We start from the raw sequence: 22,224 nt of genomic DNA, 5'->3' as shown, positions 1-22,224 counted from the left end.
ATTTCTATCTATAGATAAATTAAAGATAGTCCTTTGTTACGTTTTACTTATTCATTATCCTAAAGGAAATTTGATCCCCTTATTATGCTACTGTCAAGTAAAATCCTTCTCGCGAAGGAAGTGTAATAAGTAAAACTCTATCTGTTACTGGGAGCGGGTTAGCTGTCCTGCCAGATAGTAGCTAGTTCGATTCTGCTAGACTCGCTCAATTATGTAGACCCATTGGCTTTGTGATTGTTGGTTGTCTGCTGACTCCATACTCTTTGTTTCAAATGTTCTATGTCTGATATTCCTTTTACCTTAGATCAACTTCGGATTCTTAAAGCGATCGCCGCCGAGGGAAGTTTTAAGAGAGCAGCCGATACTCTGTATGTTTCCCAACCTGCCGTTAGCTTGCAAGTTCAGAACCTCGAAAAACAATTGAACGTCCCGCTGTTCGATCGCGGCGGACGCAAAGCCCAACTAACAGAAGCCGGATACTTGCTACTCAGCTACGGAGAAAAAATCATCACCCTTTGCCAGGAAACTTGTCGGGCGATCGAAGATTTGCAAAATCTTCAGGGAGGCACCTTAATCGTCGGTGCGTCTCAAACGACGGGAACTTACTTGCTGCCGCGCATGATCGGGGTATTTCGGCAAAAATATCCCGATGTTACGGTTCAATTGCAAGTTCACTCGACGCGGCGTACCTCCTGGGGAGTAGCCAACGGACAAGTCGATCTGGCAATTATCGGCGGCGAGGTTCCCCCAGAACTCCAAGAAACCCTTAAAATCATTCCCTATGCCGAAGATGAATTGGCGCTAATCCTGCCCGTTTTTCATCCCCTGGCAAAAGTGGACACGATTCAAAAAGAAGATTTGTATAAACTCAAATTTATTACCCTAGATTCACAATCGACCATCCGTAAAGTTATCGATAAAGTTTTGAGTCGCTGCGATATAGATACCAAGCGCTTAAAAGTCGAAATGGAACTGAATTCTATCGAAGCGATTAAAAATGCCGTTCAAGCCGGATTGGGTGCTGCCTTCGTCTCCGTGACAGCTATTGAGAAAGAATTACAAATGGGCGTACTTCACATTGCCCCCATCAGAGACGTTGAAGTCAGACGTACCCTCTCTGTGGCGATCAATCCCAATCGCTACCGTTCTAAAGCAGCAGAAGCATTTATCCGGGAGGTACTGCCTCAGTTTTCTAGCCACCCAGAGTATTTGAATATCGAACGGCTATCCCACGATAGCGAGCATTACAAAGAAGTAGCTGCCAATGGGGCAGGAGGTTGAGTTAATTGGCATTTGTCGGTTCACAGTTCACAATTAATAACTAATGGGATAAAAATTGCGAATTGCGAATTGGATTTATGCATCCATGGAAATTCTTTGCACTCGTCCGGGTTGTCCTCGCCCTAAAAATCTTTTTGCCGATCTCGACGATCCCTCAACGCTAAAAAGCGTCCAGCAGAAATACTGTACTAGCTGCGGTATGCCGCTAATTTTGGGCGGGCATTACATTCCGGTACGATTGTTGGGACAGGGGGGATTTGGGGCAGCCTATCTGGCTCGCGATCGCTTTTCTCCCACCCTGCGATCGTGCGTTGTCAAACAGTTTCAGCCTAGCGGAAATTTAAATCAGCAGCAGCTAGAAATTGCCCAGAACCTGTTTGAGAGGGAAGCCATCGTACTAGAAAACTTAGGCAACCGACACGAGCAAATCCCCGATTTATATGCCTTTTTTCCGTTAATCGCTCTCAATCGGTCTAGCGGTCAACAAGATCGATTTTTTTATTTAGTACAGGAATTTATTGACGGACAAACGTTAGAAGAAGAACTGACTGCCCAAGGACAATTCTCAGAAGCCCAAATCCGCCATCTCCTGATAGAAATGCTGAAGGTTCTCAAATTCGTTCACGAAAATGGCTCGATCCATCGAGATATCAAACCTTCTAATATCATGCGCGATCGCAACGGGCGTTTATATCTGCTCGATTTTGGTGCTGTCAAGCAACAGGCAATAGGCAGCACGCCGTCGGGAAAATCTACAGGGATTTATTCGATGGGATTTGCGCCGCCCGAACAGATGGCGGGTTCTCAAGTGTATCCCTCGACCGATTTATATGCCTTGGCTACCACTTGTCTGAATTTACTGACGGGGAAAAAACCGGAGGAACTTTACGATTCTTATCATCATGGCTGGAATTGGCGGACTCATGCCCCGCAAGTGAGCGATTCCTTGGCTGCCATCTTAGATCGCATGCTCTTACCAACCCCTAAAGATCGCTTTCAGTCAGCCCAGGATGTCCTCAATGCCCTCGATCGACCCTCGCTCGTCCAAGCGGGATCTCGGCAAGGAAAACCCACTCCCGCCAATCTACCTCCCGCTGCACTGTCAACGCGAAAGCCTTTTTCCTTGCTAGAAGTGCTTGGTAGTGCAGCTTTTATGGGATTTGAAGGGGCTTTATCGTACATTGCTTTTACCAGCTTATTGCCTTTCCCCGGTATCGCTCTTGGTTTATGGGGAATGTGCTTGGGAGGACTGATTTATACGCTATATCGCCGGGGAATTGAGGGCAAGGATTTACCAATTTTGGCAGTTCTGACATTCCTACTCATGTCGATCCCAGCCCTGCGGGGCGGGTTAGCCATTTCGGTTGTCGCGATTATTGCCGTTTTGGGAGGAGCAACCGCGATCGCAATTACAGCAATTTTTCGCTTGATTTATTTAATTCTCTCGCGCTTTTTCTGAAGAATTTTAACAAGACTCAAGGAAACTTAAATTCTGAATTCCGACTCTTGACGGTTATAATGCCCCTAAAATATACACCATTAACCGCAGGGTCGGATATGTCTTTGCATAATCATTCTAAAAGATCGGCAACTTTACCGAGAAATTCTCGTTCCCACAAAGCGACTCGCCCTTTGGCTGCTTCGCCAGCGTTGCGGCAAAACGTCAAACCATTGCCCCCGCGATCGCGTCGATTGTCTTCTCAATGGCGATCGCTCCTATTCCTACAAAAGCTGTCATCTGGAATTGCTTTTTGTCTGGTAGCTTCCGTATTGGGAGTTTATGCCTGGAGCGTTTATACTCCGAGGATCTGGGGTCAGGAGTATAAAAAATTAGAAACTTTGCAGCGACACGAACGTCATCTAACAGCGATGAACGAAACGATAAAAAACCAACTCGCCCAACAAGCCGAAAAACCGGAAACAGGACTCGCTAATCTTCATCCGGGTCAAATCGTCTTTCTTTCTCCAACACCCGTGCCTTCTCGAAGCCAACCTCAAAAAGCGACTGCTAAATATAAACCCATCATCGGTAAAACTCCCGTAGCCTACTAAATTGTTAGTGGTTAGTAGTTAGTTGGCAAAAAATTTTCTCCAAATAACTAATAACCAGTAACAAACAAACAACAACCAATGACTGATTCAACCTCCAAAGTCACATTCTCAAGAGCCAGAGATCCCGCGAAAAAACAACCATCACACAAAAAAAGACCTTCTCCCCGTCAGAATTCCCGTCGCTCTCCTTCCAAAGCCAAAACCGAACTCAACCCTGCTAAGTTACCGAAGGTCAGGTTACTTCTCGTTTGGGGAGTTATGGTAGCCGGATGTGTCGGCTTGGGATGGAGGCTGTATCAGTTACAAGTCGTTCAAGGCGACGAGCTGCGGCAAAAAGCCAGACAGCAGCAAGTCATAAAAGTCCGTCCTTACATTCCTCGACGGACGATCGTCGATAGCCAAGGAAACGCGCTCGCCACCAGTCGGCTAACTTATAGCCTTTTCGTGCATCCGAAACTGTTCGAGTCACCAAAAGAGGAAGTTGCAACCAAGCTTGCCCAGTCTTTAGGAGACACGACCGAGCAAAACCTGCTAGAGCAGTTTGGACAACAAAAAACGGGAATTCTCCTTTCTGGGAGTTTGACGGAAGATATCGCCGAGAAAATCAAGAAACTAAATTTTAATGGCATCGACGTGCAAGAACGCTATTCCCGTTTTTATCCGCAACAAGAAATGGCTGCTGAAGCGGTAGGTTACGTCGATCGCGAGTATAAAGGTCAGGCGGGAGTCGAAAGCAGCCAGCAACTGTTGCTAGAGAGAAGCTCGACGAGCTTCTCGCTTAGAAGTTCTAGAGATGGGACGATCGTGCCAGCCTATCTGCCCAAAAATCTCTTGAATTTCGACCATTTGCAGTTGCAACTTACTATTGACCTGCGCCTGCAAAGAGCAGCTCGTTCTGCTCTAAAGCAACAACTGAGAAAATATCATGCCAAACGAGGTGCGGTTATCGTTATGGATGCAACCGATGGCTCTCTGGTAACGCTCGTTTGCGAGCCAATCTTTAATCCCAATCAGTACCATCGCTCCCAAGTCGAACTGTTTAAAAATTGGACGGTTGCCGATCGCTACGAACCGGGTTCGACCTTTAAGCCAATCAATATCGCGATCGCGCTAGAGCGAGGTGCGATCGAACCCAACAGTCGCTTCTATGACTCTGGCTCGATTACTGTCGATGGCTGGGAGATCTACAATGCCACTAGAGAGAAATTTGGCTCGTTGAGTATAGCGGAAGTCTTGCAAACTTCTAGCAATATCGCCATGATTCAAATCATGAATCGACTTAGCCGCAAAGATTACTACAAAAGTCTCCAGAAACTCGAACTCGGAAAAAGAGTAGGAATCGATCTCCCCGGCGAGGTTGCCGGATCTCTCAAAAGCAAATCCGAATTTAGTGCCAAGGCGATTGAAGCTGCCACCGCTTCCTTCGGTCAAGGCTTTTCCCTAACTCCGATAAAATTAGTTCAGCTACATGGCGCCCTAGCTAATGGCGGCAAGCTGGTCACGCCTCACGTGGTGCGAGGATTAGTCGATGCTAAAGGACATCTCCACTGGCAACCTTCTTTTAAGACTCATCGGATTTTCTCGTCCAAGACTAGCCGAGAAGTTGTAGAAATGATGGAAACCGTCGTAACTGACGGAACGGGCAAACCCGCTCGAATTCCCGGCTATCGCATCGCCGGAAAAACAGGAACGGCCCAAAAAGCGGGCGCGGGTGGAGGCTATATTCCCGGTGCCAAAATTACCAGCTTTGTGGGAATTTTTCCGGTCGAATCTCCTCGCTACGTCATTCTTGTCATTGTGGACGAACCCAAGGGCGAAAATACCTTTGGCTCTACTGTCGCAGCACCCGTTGCTAAATTGGTTATGGAAGCGCTGATTTCCCTAAAGGGTATGCCGCCATCGCAGAAGGTAACTGATGAATAATACTAATTCGCAAAAATCTGCATTAACTTTTTGACTTGGGCCAAGTAAAGCGGAAAGTCGCTCCTTTGTCTAACTCTGACTCCAGGACTATCTCGCCCCCCTCGGTTTCAATAATTTTTTTAACAATGGATAAACCGATTCCGGTGCTTTCATGAGAGTGATTGGCTTTGAGCGTTTGAAAGATGCCAAAAATCCTTTCGTGATATTCGGGAGCGATGCCGGGTCCGTCATCGGTTATGGCAAATTCATAGTAATCTCCTTTTTCTGTAGCAGTAATCTCGATGCGCCCGTCGGGACGATGGTGGTGTTTGATGGCATTGCCAATCAGATTGGCAAATACTTGGGTGAGAAGCAGCCGTTTAGCGACGATTGTCGGCGTCTGGGGTGGCACGGAGATGGTAAAAGTAGCTGGAGGAGCAAGGGAATCGAGTACCTCGTCAAGCAGTTCGCCAACGTTCACGGTTTCTGTGGCAACTTCGCTACGACCGACGCGAGAATATTGTAGTAATCCGTTGATGAGGCTCTCCATGCGATAGACTCTTTGCCGCAGAAGCTCCATCTGGTATTGGTTTTCTTCGGGCAATTGCCCTTCGAGGTCTTCTTCGATCCATTGAGAGAGATTAGCGATCGCTCGCAACGGTGCCTTCAGGTCGTGCGAGACGACGTAGACGAAGCGATCCAGCTCTTGATTGCGTTTTGCTAACTGGGAAGTTGTTTGCGTCAAGGCTGCGTTCAACTGGCTGAGTTCGCTTGCTTGTTGCTGAAGCTGGAGTTCGGCTTGCTTGCGATCGCTGATGTCTTCGACGACTCCGATCGTGTATTTCGGTCTTCCCAGGCGACCGCTACCGTCGCCGGAAACGGCTTCGCGGGCTAGCGAAACGGCGAGATTGACCCAAACGGTAGAGCCATCTTTGCGGATGTATCTTTTCTCCATCGAAAAATTGGGAATCTCTCCAGCTACTAACTGACGAACGTAATTGCGATCGGTTTCCAAGTCGTCTGGATGGATAATTTCCTGATAGGTCATCCCCATCAACTCCACACAGCTATAGCCTGTGATTTCGCAAATTTTTTGATTAAATCGTAGCCAGCGACCGTCGAGAGCCACGTGACAAACGCCAACCGCTGCCAAATCGAAGGTCATGCGATATTGTTCTTCGCTCTCTCGCAGCGCTTCTTCGGTTTGCTTGCGTCCGGTCACGTCAAGTGCCGTACTGATGACCAAATGCCTGCCATCGGGCAGTTTGCCCAAGGGAGCAGAAGAAAAGTCCCAAATGCGGGTCGCTCCCGTGCGCGTTCTGATGGTAAATTCTCCCTCTCTGACCGATCTGTCCAAGCTGTAAAGGCGATCGATGATAGCTTTGACCTCTTGTGAGCGTTCTCCATAGGCGCGTTGAGTCCAATCGGCGATCGTGGGAAGATCTTCTGGTGCGTAGCCTGTTATTTCTGTCCAGATACGGTTAACGAACAAGACTTCTCCATCTTCGGCATGGAGAATGATAGGGAGCGGCGCATCGAGAATCGAACGCCGGAAACGGTCTTCGCTTTCTCGCAGCGCTTCCTCCGCCTGCTTGCGATCGCTGATGTCGAAAACTACCCCAAGCATCCGTATTGGCTTTCTGTGCTCGTCATAAAGCCCCCGACCTTTGCTCATCAGCCAACGAACGGTTCCATTCGGGTAGATGATGCGGTATTCGGCTTCAAAATCGGCTCGATCGACCACGGCACGGGCAAGGGCTTGCTCGACCCGTTCGACATCTTCGGGGTGAACGCGATCGCGCCACGTCTGATAGCTGCTTTCTATTTCTCCTGGTCGCAATCCCAGCAACCGGAAATGGTTTTCGTTCCAAGTTAAGATATTTTCCTCAATATTCCAATCCCAACTACCGATATGAGTTAAAGCTAGTGTTAATCGACGCTTTTCCTCGCTCTGGCGCAATGCATCTTCTATTTGCTTGCGATCGGTGATATCGGTAATCGTTCCGACATAGCTAATAACTTGACCGTCGGCTTCAGTTTCGGGCAGTGCTTGTCCCAATACCCAGCTAATCGTTCCGTCGGGGCGTTGGAAGCGATATTCCGAATAAAAAGGCTGACCTTCTTCAACCGCTTGCTTCCATTCATTAATGACTCGCTCGCGATCGTCGGGGTGAAGCGCGCCCTTCCAACCCGTGCCGCGTGCTTCTTCGGACGAGAGTCCGGCGATTTCGAGCCAGCGCTCGTTGGCATAAATACAGTTGCCCTCGCGATCGCAGCGAAAGATCCCGACGGGTGATAGTTGGGCGAGGGTAGCATAGCGACGTTCGCTCTCTTGCAACTCTCGTTCAGCTCGCTTGCGCTCGGTGATATCGGTTGCTACGCCGATCGTGCCGATGACATTGCCCCGTTCGTCTCGATAAGGCGATTTGGTCGCCAGAAACGTGCGCGTTCCTTCGGGCAAGCTCAATTGTTCCTCGAAGACTTGCACCTGCCCGGTTTCCATCACCGAGCGATCGTGTTCCATAATCTGCTGTGCCTGTTCGCGGTCGATCTGGAAATCCACGTCCGTGCGACCGAGAACTTCATTTTCCGACTTGCCCATCAAGCGGAGCGTCTCTGGATTAGCCATCAGCACGCGCCCCTGCCAATCTTTGGCAAAGATTAGGGTGGTCGTGGCTTGATTGACTGCATTCAGGATTGTCATTTTTTCGTGCAGGACGGCTTCGGCACGCATGCGATCGTCGATATCGGTGCAGGTTCCAAACCAATAAGTAATGACCCCGCGATCGTCGCGGATGGGAATGCCCCGCCCGATGTGCCAGCGATACTCGCCATCGTAGCGTCTCAAGCGATATTGAACCTCATAGGGGTTGCCACTCGCCAGACTGGTCGTCCACTGCTGGAAAGTCAAGAGGCGATCGTCGGGATGCAGAACTTGCTGCCAATCCCACCCTAGGGTTTCGTGCGGTTGCAGTCCTGTATAGTCGAGCCAGCGCTGGTTTAAGTATTCCACAACCCCATCGGGACGGGCAATCCAAACCATTGGCGGAATGTTTTCGGCTAGCACCCGATAGCGTTCCTCGCTCTTTTTGAGGGCTTCCTCGGCCAGCTTGCGATCGCTAATATCAGAAACGACACCAATCATCCGCACCGGACGATCCTCGGCATCATAGTAGAATCGCCCTAATGCATCCACCCAGCGCACGTTGCCATCCGACCCAATTACCCGATACCGCGCTTTATAGTCTTCTCTATCGTTCAAAGCTTTTTGAACTAATGCTTCAACTCGCTCTAAATCGTTAGGATGCACTCGCTCTTTCCAATTTTCATAGGTAACTTCTTCTGTGTCGTTATAGTCAAAAATATGTCTGCCTCGAACCGTCAATTCGACTTTATTGGCTTTCATATCCCAGTTCCAAGCTCCCATTTGGGCAATATCCATTGCTAATACAAGTTGGGCAGCATAATTCTGGGCTTCTAGTGAAACAGCCTCAAGCTCGGCAGTGCGATCGCTAACTCGTTGTTCTAAGTCGGCATTAAGCTTGCGGATCTCGGCTTCTGCTTGCTGGCGCTCTTCGATCTTCTCAGCTAGCGCTCGGTTGGCAATCTCTAATTGTTCGGGACTCGGTAGGGAAAGTACCTGGGGAATTAAGGGATACAGTTCTGAGGCAGTGTAGAGAGAAACCAATGCTGTAATCGCTTTAATTGTTCCGGAAAGCCAATAGGTCGGATGCCAGAGCGTCCAAACTTCCATCATATGAGTCGTGCCGCAGGCAGTAATAAAGGCGCTAAACATCCAGAAAATTCTCTTAAAGGGAACATCTCGTCGCTGGCGCACGAAGTAGACCAGCATAATCGGAATGGAATAATAAGCTAGCGCGATTAGGGAATCCGACAACAGGTGGAGCCATACTATCTCCAACTTCCAGAGGTAGCAGTGACCATGAGGAATAAACTGTCTAGAAGAAAAAAAGTTTTGCAACAGTTCTAGCATTGAAGATATACTTAGGAGCTAATCCCGTAGATAGGCGCAATATCTAAAGTTTTAGAAAATTTAAGCCAACAGAGCCATTCTGAAAAAACCTTTATATTGCCTTTCTTAGGCTAACAAACCCTTCAAAATTACAAGGATCGCCGGATTGTTTTTATACAGTAGGATACAAATCTTGACTATTTTTTAGTAGTAGCGCGTGTAGCAAGCCGATTGGGAAATATGGCAATTCTAGTTGATTCATAAAAATTGTAATGCGGGAGAGCTTTCGCTCGCGATCGGGACATATGTACTACGGACACGCTTCGCTTTCCGCACTACATTCACAAATGATTTAGGATTGCTATGTAGTATGTTTGCTGATTAGAAAGACAAATCATGGAGAAAAATCAAAAAATTTCACTTTTTTTCTTCTATCTTTAGATAGAAAAGATAGAAAGCTGTGATTTTCATTGCCAGAAAAATTTATGACTATTGGCGGACTCAGCCAAAACCGCACTATTTCTATAATTTAAGTTGTTCTAGTTTTTTGAAAAATTTCTAGCGATAAAGGAGCGATCGCTTCACAGATACAGTGCGACCTAAATTAAACAACTGTACGGAGACAAAAATCCTAGGCCCGTGCAATAATTATCGGTCGCTAGTAACTGATAACTTGATAAGAGGATTCTATGGAAGAAAAAAGCCATCGGGGGGAATTGGTGATTATTGGCGGTGCAGAGGACAAAAGCGGAGATTGTAATGTCTTGCGCGAGTTTGTGCGCCGCGCCGGAGGAACTAAAGCTAGGATTGCTGTATTAACCGCTGCAACTAGCTTACCCGGTGAAGTCGGAGAAGAATATATGCACATATTCGAGCGACTGGGTGTTGAAGACGTGCGCGTTGTCGATACCGAACGTCGCGATGATGCCGAACGCCCAGAAAATTTAGAAATTATCGAGAAGGCAACGGGGGTATTTTTTACGGGAGGAGATCAAGCTCGCATTATTGAATATATCAAAGGCACTAAACTCGACGAGTTACTTCATCAACGGCATACCCAAGGAATGGTCGTAGGCGGTACGAGTGCGGGAGCTGCCATGATGCCCGATGTCATGATTATAGAAGGCGACTCCGAAACTAACCCCCGTGCGGATGTGGTAGAAATGGAACCGGGTATGGGCTTTTTACCGGGGATTGTTATCGACCAGCACTTTGCCCAACGCGGACGGCTAGGACGCTTAATCGCAGCGCTAGTCCAGCAGCCCGCCGATTTAGGATTCGGCATCGACGAGGATACGGCAATAATCGTCAATGGCGATGAAGTGAGAGTGGTCGGGCGCGGCTCTGTTACGATTGTGGATGAATCTGAAGCAACTTATAATAATTTAGATAAAGTGCTAAAAGACGAACCCATAGCTGTGTGTGGAGTCGAATTGCACGTTCTGCCCCATGGATTCCGCTTTAATCTGAAAACTCGCCAACCAGTTGTTTCTCAAACTAATCCTCCAGCCGTGATCGCAAGTTAGATCCAGCTTTTAGTAGTCTTAGTCTCCGCGATTGTCTCCGACTGATGAGGGGTAGGTTTCACAACCTGCCCCTACAACGCCTATTTTAGGCTACCGTAGTTTCCTGGGCAACAGGATAAACGCTGACTTTCTTGCGGCTTCTATCTTTGTATTCAAAAGTTACGATCCCATCGACTAAAGCAAATAGAGTATCGTCGCTGCCTCTACCGACATTGTTTCCGGGATGAAATTTAGTCCCGCGCTGGCGAACGAGAATGTTACCAGCTTTGACCAACTGACCGCCATAGCGCTTAACCCCTAAGCGTTTGGCATTGGAGTCGCGCCCGTTACGAGTACTACCAGTTCCTTTCTTATGAGCCATAGTTTCTTACTTTAATTTCCTACTTGACTATTCCAAATCTATTTTATTTTTTTTTCGCTGAGGCTTTGGTTGTTTCTTGGGTCTCAGACTCGCTTGCAGAACTTTCTTCGGCGGGTGTTGCTGCTGTCTGTGCCTGGGTGGATGCAGAGGCGATGACCGTTCCATTAAGACCGATCAAATCAATCATCAGGCGAGTAAGTTCCTGGCGATGTCCCCGCTTTTTACGGGTTTTCTTCTTTGGTTTCATCTTGTAGACGATGACTTTCCGTCCTCGCAGATGTCTCATTACCGTACCTTCTACGATCGCGCCTTCGACGAAAGGCTGACCGATGGTGACTTCGCCATCGTGGTTTACCAGTAAAACTTTGTCTATGGTATATTTACCATCTGCTTCGACAGGAAGGAGTTCGATATCATAAAAGCGACCCGGTTCTACCCGTAGTTGCTTACCGCCAGTCTCAATAATTGCGTAACTCATTTCTCTAGTTCCAGTAAATTGCCGTACAGGTAGCAGAAAATCAATTCTGAAAATATTTTTCTGCTTTTGGTTGATGTCTTAACCTGGTCCGAGCAGGAGTTAGACACACGATCTCTTATTATCCTAGATTAGTTACAGTTGTGTCAAAAAAAATTAAATTGTCAACTTTGCGATATGGCAAATTCACTCCAAACCCCGCATAGCGGCTATCACTGGGATGGTAATGGCGATCGCTTTTTTGAAGGGTGGTACTATCGAGTCACTCTTCCCGAATGGGGGCAAAGCTTTGGCTTTATGTATTCGATCGACGATCCCATCGGAGGTAAACCTCACAGTGGCGGTGCGGCTCAAATCCTCGGTGCGGGCGATCGCTATCTTTGGCGCACCTTTCCCGACGTGCGGAGTTTTTGGGGCGCGAGAGATTATCTAGGTTTGGGGCACGCCAGACGGACTAATGGAAAACATTCCTGCCAACGACTCGCTCCTGCCTCGTTTGAGCGAGAAATGCACGAGGGATATCAAGCCACCGCAACGTTAAATCAAGGCTATATTCAAGATCCGGGCAGTCAGTTTTATTGCCGATGGCACTACGAAATCCAGCCAATCTATGGCTGGGGCAATCCCAATTTACCTCAACAAGCGACTGGCGGTTTAATGTCTTATTTGCCTATTTTTGAACCCGGATGGCAGATTTTAATGGCTCATGGCTTGGCGACGGGATGGATCGATTGGAATGGCGATCGCTATAATTTTACTAATGCCCCAGCCTATAGCGAAAAAAACTGGGGTCGTTCTTTTCCACAAAAGTGGTTCTGGATTAACTGTAATAGTTTTATTTGCCATCCCGATCTTGCTTTAACTGCCGGCGGGGGAAGAAGAAAAGTCTTGTGGTGGATGGAGTCGGTTGGGTTAATTTGCCTTCACTACCAGGGCAAGTTTTATGAGTTCGTGCCTTGGAATTCCCAAGTCAGTTGGCGAGTTCAGCCGTGGGGAAGGTGGGAGATGCAAGCGAGAAATCATCAATTTGAAATATTGCTTATTGGAAAGTGCGATCGCTCTGGAACTTTGGTGCGCGTGCCGACAGAAGAGGGTTTAAGCTTTCGCTGTCGGGATACGATGAATGGGCGATTATTGTTAGAATTGCGAGAAATTAATGGGAGAACGCTTCTGAGAGCAGAGAGTTTTTTATGCGGTTTGGAAGTCGGTGGCGCACCCTGGGATGAAGCTTGGGTGTTTTAAGTATCGGAATTTTTGGAACAAGAGCAGATTGCAGAGAAGTTCAAGAGATGGGGCGATAGCTTTTAAGGGTTAGATTTAAGAGTTTGGGCATTGAGATCGCTCACGTTACTTTTGGGCATTGAGATCGCTCACGTTACTAAAGGTGCTAATCGAGCTAAAACTTCATCAATCAACTCTTGGGGAGCGTTTTCGACAAATTGAGCATTTCTAACTTGCCAATCAAATACGCGAATTTGGTCGGATAAAACTACCCCATAAGTTGTCAGTCCTTGAGGGAGAGGCACTTGAAATCGCTATCCTTTGAGGCGGCTGGTAATTGGACAAGCCACAACCAAATGAGAAATCTGATTGTAAGCTTATGGCGAAATGACTAAAGCCGGACGAACTCCTGCCTGCTCTCGTAATATCTCCTCTGCTGGGAATATATTCTTCTACCATACTTCTCGCCCCATTGGCTCTCCCCAATCGATTTCCGAGTGTAAATTCTCCTCGCTCATCCCATCGAGGAGTTCAGAAAGCGTGTATTTCCTGCGACGAACTGGTGTAACAACTAATCGGGAGCCTTCAACAGAAAAGGTAACTTCATCCCCTTCGTTGAGATGAATTTGTTCGGCTACCTATCCAGGTATCCTTAACCCCAAACTATTGCTCCATTTGCCGATATTAGTAGACAAAACGATCTCCTTTTGGATTATCTATGCTTTATTGATTCTAAGTATATATTTAGCTTATACGAGGAGCGGAGAAAGGAACAAAAGTATTTTAATCATAGTTTTAATCGGATGTAAGAGAATGATGCCTTCTTTTACATCCCCTCGCCTTATGGTATATTTGTTCTATCCGGGAACGGGGTTTTGTCCGCTTATCGGTTTCATGAGTCTTGATTTGTCGATAACCTGTCTGGAGCAATCGCGATGGTTACGTTGAAGTTAGAACCAGTCATTCATTTGAGCGCCGAACAGTTTACCCAACTGTGTTATGCCAATCCCGATGCCAAACTAGAACTGACCGCGCGAGGAGAATTAGTTGTCATGTCGCCCACGGGTGGAGAAAGCGGAATGAGAAATAGTTGGCTGACAGCTCAATTGACGGTTTGGGCAAAAAAAGACGGTACGGGCGTAGCTTTTGATTCTTCAACCATGTTTCAATTGCCTAGTGGTGCTTTCCGTTCTCCCGATGCTAGTTGGATACAACGTTCTCGCTGGGAAAATTTAACCGACCAACAAAGACAAACGTTTCCTCCCATAGCCCCAGATTTTGTCGTCGAATTGCGATCTCCATCGGATAGCCTCAAAGAACTGCAAAACAAAATGCAAGAATATCTCGATAATGGGGTGCGATTGGGATGGTTGCTCGACCCGATGCTCAAAACCGTGGAAATTTATAGAATCGGACAACCCGTAGAAGTTTTAACCAACCCAACTCAGTTGGATGGAGAGAATGTACTGCCAGGTTTTGTGTTGGATTTGGGAGGAATTCTTTAACTGCGATGGCTAACCTACCTGTTATCTGACTGATTCCCATCGAGCCACAGAAAACTTCTTCGATTGGCTATCGGCAATGATGGCGGTGGTTTGGATGGACTTGCCCTTTTGTTGACATACAGCATCACTGTTTGTACTTGTTTCATCGCTTACGAATGCAGTTTGTGGAGGAATATCAAAAGTAATTATTTTCAATCGTTAATTATTATAGTAAGTAGGTAGGCAGAATTAAACCAACAAGATTGAATAATTTCTGAGCTCAATCTTTTCTGGCTTCGTTATTTAATTAAAACGAAATCGCTGACCATCACAATTGTTTTTTCTGCTTCTAGATTCAATGGCTTGAATGATTGCTTGTGCTCAATCAAATTCATCCTCAAACATCCTTCCAGCTAAGGCATGAGTTTTCAATTGACGCCACTCTGGTTCAATTCGCTCGAGTTCGGGACTATAGGAAGAAAGAAAAACTCTAATCCTTTTTCTTGCTACTCCAGTTCTTTTAGTTGAATTTTTTGGCTTGGGTGAACCGAATAGTTGTCTGGAACGAGCGCGGTTATTTCTCCAGTTTTCTGTAGATGCTCTCGAGCTTTGTTGGCTTGCCAGTCCAGGATTTTTCTGTAGACATCGCTCTTGACTCCTCCTCAAACTAATCTAGACTCAAAACTCCAATCTTTTTCAAAAATGCCCAGGATACTCAGTCTTCTTCCTCTTGTTTTCGTCTGTTTTATTTCTTTCGGCCAGCCCTTTTTTAGGTAGCTATAGCTGACTGGACTCCAAAGACAAAAATCGGCTTCATCTAAATATTTTAATCTCGCTAACCCTTCTTCTTCATGGCGTTTCAGCGTTTCCAATTCGGCTACCTTTTTCGCTTTTTGCTGGGGATTTTGGTTTCTCTTTAAACTTTCTTTCGTTCTTTTCCCTCGCCAGTCTTTTTTTTTTTGAAAGTTGACGGCTATTATAGGTTCTTTGTTCTTCAGAAAGACCGGTCTCTAATAACTTTAGCTCTTCTTCTTTCCATTTCTTGGCTCTCCCCGAACGCTGTGCATCAAATAATCCCTCTCTTCCTTGACTTAACCATCGGTAAAATGTTTGGCGGACTGGATTCGATGCACGGTTAAGATGACTGGCAATCTCCGACACTTTCCACCCTTGGGCGCTTAAGCTCAAAGCTTCGGCTCTTTCTTGGGTTCGTTGCCGGTTGCAGTCCTTGTTGTAAGGCTTGCTTTCGCTTCTCAAAAAATGAGCTATGATAAGCGGTACTAGACAGCTCGACACTGGAATCTTACCAGTCCCGATCGCTTGAGAAGGTAACGTGTTCAAAAAATTCAACCCCAAGGCAAAAAAACGGTTGAGTCAATCTCTTCGCGCGAGCGCCGAGAAATTGGAGTCTAACTCCGAAACTCGCTCGGAATCGCCTTCCCCTCCTCAACCTAACCCACAGAGGCGACGAAAACCCACCTCAAAAAAACAGAAACGAAGAACTAAATCGTTTCGTCTTCCCGTCCTGTTGGCTAATTTTTCCAGTCGTTTCAAAGCACTTTCTCAAGGAGTTTTTCGCCATCGTCGTCCCAGATTTTGGTTTTTGATAGGTACGGGGGTTGCCCTGGGCGGCGGCGCGATCGCGCTTGGTGCGGGAGCGTACTATATAGAAAGCGGATTGCCGGATTCGGTAGATGAAATCTTGACCTATACTCCGCCAGGAACGATAACGATCGAAGCAGCCGATGGCACGATATTGCAAGAAATCGGTCCGGTGACTCACGAAAAACTAAAAATATGGCAAATTCCCGATCGCGTTAGCAAAGCGTTTATTGCCAGCGAAGACCGCCGCTTTCAAGAACACCAGGGAGTCGATCTCTTGGGCATTGCCAGAGCCGTCGTTACCAACCTGCAAGCCGGGGGAGTGGTAGAGGGAGGCAGTACCATTACCCAGCAGCTAGCTCGCATCACATTCTTAAACCAAGAGCGCAACGTCGGACGCAAGTTCAAAGAAATGCGACTGGCAAAAAAAATTGAGGAAAATTTTGATAAAGAGCAAATTTTAGAGCGCTATCTCAATCTCGTGTATCTGGGGTCGGGCGCGTATGGCATTGCCGACGCAGCCTGGGTTTATTTTAGCAAACCCGTAGGCGAACTAACCCTGGCGGAAGCGGCAACGCTGGCAGGAATCGTTCCAGCTCCCAGCGTTTATTCGCCGCTAGACAATCCTAAAGCCGCCAAGGAACGTAGAAATCAAGTTATCAGAAAGATGCAAGCTCAAGGGTTGATTACAGCCCAAGAAGCCGAAGCGGCGATCGCCTCGCCTTTAGAAGTAAAGCAAGGCAAGCTGAAGCGTTTGGAACGGAAAGCGCCTTACTTTACCGAATACATTCAAAAAGAACTTCCCAAGTACGTATCTCCAGAGGTACTCAAGGCGGGAGGAATCGTCGTCGAAACGACGCTTAACCCTCGCTGGCAGAAACATGCCGAAGAAACCATCGAGAGAACCGTAGAGCGCTATGGCAAATGGCAGCGTTTCGAGCAAGCGGCTATTGTTGCCATCGATCCCCGCAACGGTCAAATTAAAGCAATGGTTGGAGGAACGGATTTTGGCAAAAATGAATTCAATCGCGTAACGCAAGCCAAACGCCAACCCGGTTCGACCTTTAAAACCTTTGTCTATACAACGGCGATCGCGGCGGGTTTTTCGCCCAATCGTCGTTTTCCAGACGCGGAATACGTCGTCGATGGCTACAAACCAGAAAACTACGGCGACAGGTATAGCGGCGCTCAAGTCTCTATGCGCAACGCGATTTCTGACTCGCTTAATGTCGTAGCCGTGCGGGTGCTGGTAGAGGTCGGTTGGAATCCAATTATCAAAATCGCCCAAAAAATGGGCATCGAATCGAAGCTTTTCCCCACCTATTCGCTTGCCTTGGGCGCGTCCGAAGTCAATCTTCTAGAACTGACCAGCGCTTATGGCACGCTAGCCAATCGAGGCGTTCGCCAACCTCCTTACGGAATTAGTCGCATTCTCGATCGCCGGGGAAAGATTATCTATCAAGCGAACTTTAAAGCTCAAGAAGCGATCGATCCGGATACGGCAGCGATCGTAACCTGGATGTTGCGAGGGGTGGTCGATGGCGGAACCGGCGTTGCTGCCCAAATCGGGCGACCCGTAGCGGGGAAAACGGGCACCTCTGACAAAGCTCGCGACCTATGGTTCGTTGGCTATATCCCTCAATTAGTGACCGGAGTCTGGCTGGGTAACGACAATAATCAAGCCACTTGGGGTCAAAGCAGTACGGCGGCGGCTACCTGGCGGCAATTTATGTTAGAAGCGACTGAAGATATACCTAGCGAATCTTTTCCAGATCTTCCCGGTCGAATAGAGGGTCGCCAAGGAACCATCAAAGCCGAACCAATTAAGCCCAGGCGCAGTTATTATAATTACACCACGGCAACTAACCCGGATGGCGAACGAGTCGGTGCTGTGGGTGAAGCTAGCGTCCCTAGAAGGAGACAGCGTTTGCGACGCAGTAGAAGCACCGCTACCTACGCTCGACCGGAACGAAGAGTTTATCGCCCTCGGCAATCGCGATCGGGATATTCTCGTCGGGTAGCGCCCGTGCCAGTCAATCGAGCACCAGAACCCGCTCCTGTTCCGACTCCCGCTCCCCAACCGACGACGGCTCCAGCAGCTCCCCCTCCTGCTTCTACTTTTACTCCCCCAGCCCCTCCCGCCTCTCGAAAAGATTAACAGGATAGGAGTTGCAGATTTTTCCTGCGTCTCCGTTCCCTGCTTTGCGCCAATCGCTTAGGTAATTACCGTCGGTGCTTCTCTTCCTGTAAACTCTTTAATCTGGGCGATTCCTTGAGCAATGCCAATCAAGGGCGCGAGCGCTGCTTGCGGATCGAGATTGTGCTTGTTGGGATCGGGTTCGTAGCTTTCTAGATACACTCGCACGGTTGCTCCTTTCGTTCCCGTACCGGAGAGACGAAAGATAATGCGAGAACCATCGGTAAAACCGATGCGAATGCCTTGTTTTTGGCTGACGCTGCCATCTATGGGATCGGTATAGCTAAAGTCATCGCTATAGGCGACTTGATAGTTGCCAAATGGCTTTCCTTTGAGATCTTGAAGTAGAGAACGCAGGCGTTCTACCATTTCATTAGCCCTCGCTGCATCGACTTCTTCATAGTCGTGACGGGAATAGAAATTGCGACCGTATTTTTGCCAGTGATTGCGAACGATTTGTTCGACTGATTCGCCCCGCGCAGCTAAAATGTTGAGCCAGAAAAGAACTGCCCACAAGCCATCTTTTTCGCGAACGTGGTTAGAACCCGTCCCGAAGCTTTCTTCGCCGCAGAGAGTGATTTTGCCTGCGTCTAGCAGATTGCCAAAGAATTTCCAACCCGTCGGGGTTTCATAGCAATCGATGCCGAGTTGAGAGGCTACTCGGTCAACTGCTGCGCTAGTGGGCATGGAACGGGCAACTCCTGCCAATCCATCTTGGTATCCCGGCACGAGATGGGCATTTGCCGTGAGGATGGCGAGGCTATCGCTGGGAGTGACAAAGAACTTGCGACCCAAAATCATGTTGCGATCGCCGTCTCCATCGGAAGCTGCCCCGAAATCTGGCGCCTTGTCGCCGTAGAGAATGTCTACTAGCTCGCGCGCATAGACTAAATTGGGATCGGGATGACCGCCGCCAAAATCTTCCAGGGGAACGCCGTTGATTACCGTTCCTGCGGGCGCGCCCAGACGTTGCTCAAAAATTGCCTTGGCGTAGGGTCCGGTTACGGCATGGAGGGAATCCATGCACATGCGAAATTTTCCAGAGGTCAGCAAAGCGCTAATGCGATCGAAGTCGAAGAGGGACTCCATTAACTTGACGTAAGGGGCGACGGGATCGATAATCTCTACGTCCATCGTTCCCAGCACAAAAGAACCGGGGCGATCGAGATTGATATCTGCTGCTTCTAAGATTTTGTAGCTGTCTATAACTCGAGTCCGGGCATAAATCGCTTCGGTAACTTTTTCAGGTGCGGGTCCGCCGTTGGTAACATTGTACTTAATGCCAAAGTCGCCGTCGGAACCGCCGGGATTGTGGCTAGCTGAAAGGATAATACCGCCAAAAGCCTTGTTCTCGCGAATGACGCAGGAAGCGGCTGGCGTTGATAGAATGCCACCCTGACCGACCAGTATTCGTCCTACGCCATTAGCTGCCGCCATTTTTAGGATCGTCTGAATGGCTTGGCGATTGTAATAGCGACCGTCACCGCCGAGAACCAGGGTTTGACCTTGGCAATTGAGGGTATCGAAGATGGACTGGACGAAGTTTTCTAGGTAGTGGGGCGACTGAAAGACTTTAACTGACTTGCGCAGTCCTGAAGTTCCAGGTTTTTGGTCGCCAAAAGGCGTGGTCGAGATAGTTTTGATATTCATATTCGATACAGTATGACAAAATCTAGGGTTGGCAATCGCACATTAAAAATTTTAAAAGAGAGCGCGATCGCTAAGTGCCAAAACCGATTTTAAAATTGCAGGCGATCGCAATCTTTTTTTTTCTGGGGAAAATGTTTGAAAATCCTTCATGTCTTATCTGACAGGAAACTAATTCAAAATTGCTTTATCGATAACATTCGCTTCAGAATCGAGTTCGTAGACAATAGGAACGCCAGTAACAAGTTCGAGATTGGGGACTTCTTCGGGACTGAGATTTTCCAGTTTCATAATCATGGCACGCAAGGAATTGCCGTGAGCCGCCACTAGCACTGTATCGCCGTGCTTGATATGGGTGAGAATGCGACTGGTAAAGTAAGGAATAACTCGTTTTTGCGTATCCTTTAAACTCTCTCCGCCTGGAGGTGAGGTATAGTAGGAACGCCGCCACTCGCGTACTTTTTCTTTGCCATACTTTTCGGCAGTTTGGGCTTTATTCAAGCCTTGCAACTGACCGTAATAGCGTTCGTCTAGTGCCTGAGAGAGAAAAATGGGCAGTTCTTCATTGGGATTGCCTTCATATTTATCCCAGCCGTGCCATTCTGGGTCGTCTGCTGCGTGTTGAAAAATAGGAGTCTTTCCACCGCAGATTTCTTCATATTCAGTCAGGCAGAGGATTGCCGTTTCCATTGCCCGAACTAAGAGACTGGTGAAGCAGACATCTACCCGGTAGTGTCTTAATTTCGCGGAGGCAATCGTTGCTTCTGCACGACCTCGCCTGCTTAAGGGAACGTCAACCCAACCTGTAAATTTGTTGGCAGCGTTCCAGATACTTTCACCGTGACGGATGAGAATGAGTTTTGCCATTTGTCAAAAGTCTTTGGTTATCTAGTCATTGCTTGCTAGCTACTGACCAAGCTTGTGAATTTTGAGAAAGTTAGTTCCTTTTGGTTTTTGTGTGGGAATTCCTGCCATAATCAAAATGCAATCCCCAACAGATGCTAAATTTTGTTGAATTAAATAAGTTTCAGCTTGCTCGACCAAATCTTCAAAGGACTCCATCTCGTGTTCGAGCAGGATAGGCATGACTCCCCAAATCAGGTTTAAGCGGTGGTATACCTTGGGATTGGACGTAAAAGCCATTATTGGCGCTCTAGGGCGCTCTCCCGCAGCAATTCGAGACGTATAGCCTGTAGTGGTGAAGGTAACCACGTAGCGCAGATTGAGAATTTTGTCAATAGCGTTGAGGGCTTCGCTCAAGGCGTGGGTTTCGTCAGTTTCTGCTGGTGGATGATTGACGAATTGAATGTCTTTTTCGACTTCATTGGCAATCTTGACGAGCATTTCTACCGATTTAACCGGGAAATCGCCCACTGCCGACTCTCCTGATAGCATGACAGCATCAGTTCCGTCCACAATAGCATTAGCCACATCGCTAGCTTCGGCGCGAGTGGGGCGGGCATTGCGAATCATACTATCGAGCATCTGCGTTGCCGTAATGACTGGAATGTTCTTGCGATTGCACATCCCAATAATCCGCTTTTGCAACATCGGCACTTTTTCGGGACTCATTTCTACGCCCAAATCTCCCCGCGCCACCATCAAGCCGTCACACTCTTCTAGAATAGCTTCTAAGTTTGCGATCGCCTGAGGTTTTTCTATTTTGGCGATAACGGGCAGGTCACTTGCTCCTTTTGCCGCCAAAAATTCTTTGAGCGTGCGAAGATCTTCTGCTTTGCGAACGAAACTCAAGGAAACCCAATCTACTCCCTGAGATAGTCCGAATTCGAGATCTGCTCTATCCTTTTGAGTCATCGACGGTAGACGCAAATCTACGCTGGGTAAATTCACTCCTTTACGACTTTTAAGGATTCCCCCGTCGATAACTTGACAAATAAGGGTATTCCCTTGAATTTTTTCGATCCTTAATTCCAATAAACCGTCATCAAGCAATACTTGCGCTCCTGGTTCGGCTTCTTGGGCGAGATAGGGGTAGTCTATCGGTATGGTATTGGGTTGCTCGGTAAATTCGGCGATTGGAACTAAGGTGAGAGACTCGCCCTCGTTGAGGGGAATCGAACCGTCGGGCAGTTCGCCTACTCGGATTTTAGGTCCCTGAAGATCTTGAAGTAATGTTATAGGAGTCTCTAACTCCTGAGAAACGGAACGCAGCAACGAAACCCTACGGGCGTGTTCTTCATAGCTTCCATGAGAAAAATTTAACCGCGCTACATTCATCCCAGCTTGGATCATTTGCTTGAGGATTTCTGGAGAACTACTCGCCGGACCAATAGTAGCAACAATCTTAGTACGGTGCATTAGAGGTTTCATAAGTACTCTTTTGGCGAAATAGCGATCGCTATATATATTTTTTATGATGCGATCGCATTTTATTTTAATTGAAATCTTTAGATAAAATACTTAAATTAATTCGCCGACAAGCAATTTTATCGGCAAACACACTAATTTTGAAATGATTCGTTAATCCTAAAATTGAGTTGAA

At 47.6% G+C, this 22,224-nt stretch carries 17 protein-coding genes; 8 read left to right on the top strand and 9 right to left on the bottom strand.

Features of this window, described 5'->3' with window-relative positions; all coding sequences use genetic code 11:
* The first annotated feature begins 279 nt into the window (after positions 1 to 279).
* The 4 genes from PLE7327_RS00940 (at position 280) to PLE7327_RS00925 (ending at position 5,256) form a co-directional block, all read left to right on the top strand.
* The gene (locus tag PLE7327_RS00940; RefSeq protein ID WP_015141976.1) at positions 280 to 1,281 is read left to right on the top strand and encodes a LysR family transcriptional regulator; all 1,002 of its coding nucleotides are present in this window, start codon (positions 280 to 282) and stop codon (positions 1,279 to 1,281) included.
* Between the two features lie 85 nt (positions 1,282 to 1,366).
* Entirely contained in the window at positions 1,367 to 2,740 is a 1,374-nt protein-coding gene (locus tag PLE7327_RS00935; RefSeq protein WP_015141975.1) for a serine/threonine-protein kinase, read from the top strand.
* 98 nt (positions 2,741 to 2,838) lie between these two features.
* Positions 2,839 to 3,333: a hypothetical protein gene (locus tag PLE7327_RS00930; RefSeq protein ID WP_041391760.1), complete on the top strand. Its 495-nt coding sequence runs from the start codon at positions 2,839 to 2,841 to the stop codon at positions 3,331 to 3,333.
* Positions 3,334 to 3,411: 78 nt separating this feature from the next.
* On the top strand, positions 3,412 to 5,256 hold the full coding sequence (locus tag PLE7327_RS00925; RefSeq protein ID WP_015141973.1) for a penicillin-binding protein 2: 1,845 nt from the start codon (positions 3,412 to 3,414) through the stop codon (positions 5,254 to 5,256).
* A 22-nt stretch (positions 5,257 to 5,278) separates the two neighbouring features.
* Here the strand turns inward: PLE7327_RS00925 and PLE7327_RS22490 are convergent, their stop codons facing one another.
* On the bottom strand, positions 5,279 to 9,229 hold the full coding sequence (locus PLE7327_RS22490; RefSeq protein ID WP_015141972.1) for a PAS domain S-box protein: 3,951 nt from the start codon (positions 9,227 to 9,229) through the stop codon (positions 5,279 to 5,281).
* Positions 9,230 to 9,897: 668 nt separating this feature from the next.
* On the opposite strand from PLE7327_RS22490, the gene PLE7327_RS00915 reads away from it, so the two are divergent.
* Positions 9,898 to 10,734 carry a cyanophycinase gene (locus PLE7327_RS00915; RefSeq protein WP_015141971.1) on the top strand — a complete coding sequence of 279 codons (837 nt, stop codon included), beginning with the start codon at positions 9,898 to 9,900 and terminating at the stop codon, positions 10,732 to 10,734.
* Positions 10,735 to 10,819: 85 nt separating this feature from the next.
* Here the strand turns inward: PLE7327_RS00915 and rpmA are convergent, their stop codons facing one another.
* The gene (gene rpmA, locus PLE7327_RS00910; RefSeq protein ID WP_015141970.1) at positions 10,820 to 11,095 is read right to left on the bottom strand and encodes a 50S ribosomal protein L27; all 276 of its coding nucleotides are present in this window, start codon (positions 11,093 to 11,095) and stop codon (positions 10,820 to 10,822) included.
* Between the two features lie 43 nt (positions 11,096 to 11,138).
* Complete coding sequence (rplU, locus tag PLE7327_RS00905; RefSeq protein WP_015141969.1) at positions 11,139 to 11,573, bottom strand: 50S ribosomal protein L21; 435 nt, start codon at positions 11,571 to 11,573, stop codon at positions 11,139 to 11,141.
* A gap of 174 nt (positions 11,574 to 11,747) precedes the next feature.
* On the opposite strand from rplU, the gene PLE7327_RS00900 reads away from it, so the two are divergent.
* The gene (locus PLE7327_RS00900; protein WP_015141968.1) at positions 11,748 to 12,812 is read left to right on the top strand and encodes a tocopherol cyclase family protein; all 1,065 of its coding nucleotides are present in this window, start codon (positions 11,748 to 11,750) and stop codon (positions 12,810 to 12,812) included.
* A gap of 128 nt (positions 12,813 to 12,940) precedes the next feature.
* Here PLE7327_RS00900 and PLE7327_RS25580 read toward each other — a convergent pair whose 3' ends face one another.
* Together PLE7327_RS25580 and PLE7327_RS26290 are read right to left on the bottom strand one after the other, a co-directional pair.
* Positions 12,941 to 13,096, bottom strand: a complete 156-nt coding sequence (locus PLE7327_RS25580) for a type II toxin-antitoxin system PemK/MazF family toxin (RefSeq protein ID WP_186005357.1) — start codon at positions 13,094 to 13,096, stop codon at positions 12,941 to 12,943.
* Between the two features lie 147 nt (positions 13,097 to 13,243).
* Positions 13,244 to 13,417, bottom strand: coding sequence for an AbrB/MazE/SpoVT family DNA-binding domain-containing protein (locus PLE7327_RS26290; RefSeq protein ID WP_371265308.1), 174 nt, complete (start codon positions 13,415 to 13,417; stop codon positions 13,244 to 13,246).
* 309 nt (positions 13,418 to 13,726) lie between these two features.
* Here PLE7327_RS26290 and PLE7327_RS00890 point away from each other — a divergent pair, with 309 nt between their 5' ends.
* Positions 13,727 to 14,296 carry a Uma2 family endonuclease gene (locus tag PLE7327_RS00890; RefSeq protein ID WP_015141967.1) on the top strand — a complete coding sequence of 190 codons (570 nt, stop codon included), beginning with the start codon at positions 13,727 to 13,729 and terminating at the stop codon, positions 14,294 to 14,296.
* Between the two features lie 828 nt (positions 14,297 to 15,124).
* Here the strand turns inward: PLE7327_RS00890 and PLE7327_RS00880 are convergent.
* Entirely contained in the window at positions 15,125 to 15,532 is a 408-nt protein-coding gene (locus PLE7327_RS00880; protein WP_186005356.1) for a helix-turn-helix domain-containing protein, read from the bottom strand.
* A 76-nt stretch (positions 15,533 to 15,608) separates the two neighbouring features.
* Here PLE7327_RS00880 and PLE7327_RS00875 point away from each other — a divergent pair, with 76 nt between their 5' ends.
* Positions 15,609 to 18,035, top strand: coding sequence for a transglycosylase domain-containing protein (locus PLE7327_RS00875; protein ID WP_015141966.1), 2,427 nt, complete (start codon positions 15,609 to 15,611; stop codon positions 18,033 to 18,035).
* A gap of 57 nt (positions 18,036 to 18,092) precedes the next feature.
* Here PLE7327_RS00875 and PLE7327_RS00870 read toward each other — a convergent pair whose 3' ends face one another.
* The 3 genes from PLE7327_RS00870 to pyk all read right to left on the bottom strand — a co-directional run bounded on the left by PLE7327_RS00870 (position 18,093) and on the right by pyk (position 22,052).
* Positions 18,093 to 19,724, bottom strand: a complete 1,632-nt coding sequence (locus tag PLE7327_RS00870; RefSeq protein WP_015141965.1) for an alpha-D-glucose phosphate-specific phosphoglucomutase — start codon at positions 19,722 to 19,724, stop codon at positions 18,093 to 18,095.
* 168 nt (positions 19,725 to 19,892) lie between these two features.
* On the bottom strand, positions 19,893 to 20,588 hold the full coding sequence (locus PLE7327_RS00865; protein ID WP_015141964.1) for a 2,3-bisphosphoglycerate-dependent phosphoglycerate mutase: 696 nt from the start codon (positions 20,586 to 20,588) through the stop codon (positions 19,893 to 19,895).
* 39 nt (positions 20,589 to 20,627) lie between these two features.
* Complete coding sequence (gene pyk, locus PLE7327_RS00860) at positions 20,628 to 22,052, bottom strand: pyruvate kinase (protein WP_015141963.1); 1,425 nt, start codon at positions 22,050 to 22,052, stop codon at positions 20,628 to 20,630.
* Positions 22,053 to 22,224: the final 172 nt, after the last annotated feature.

Origin of the sequence: Pleurocapsa sp. PCC 7327 (genome assembly GCF_000317025.1) — a bacterium.
In the GTDB taxonomy this organism is placed as follows: Bacteria; Cyanobacteriota; Cyanobacteriia; order Cyanobacteriales; family Microcystaceae; genus Hydrococcus.
Note: the sequence above shows the minus strand (reverse complement) of the source record. Positions and strands in the feature narration are given on the sequence as shown.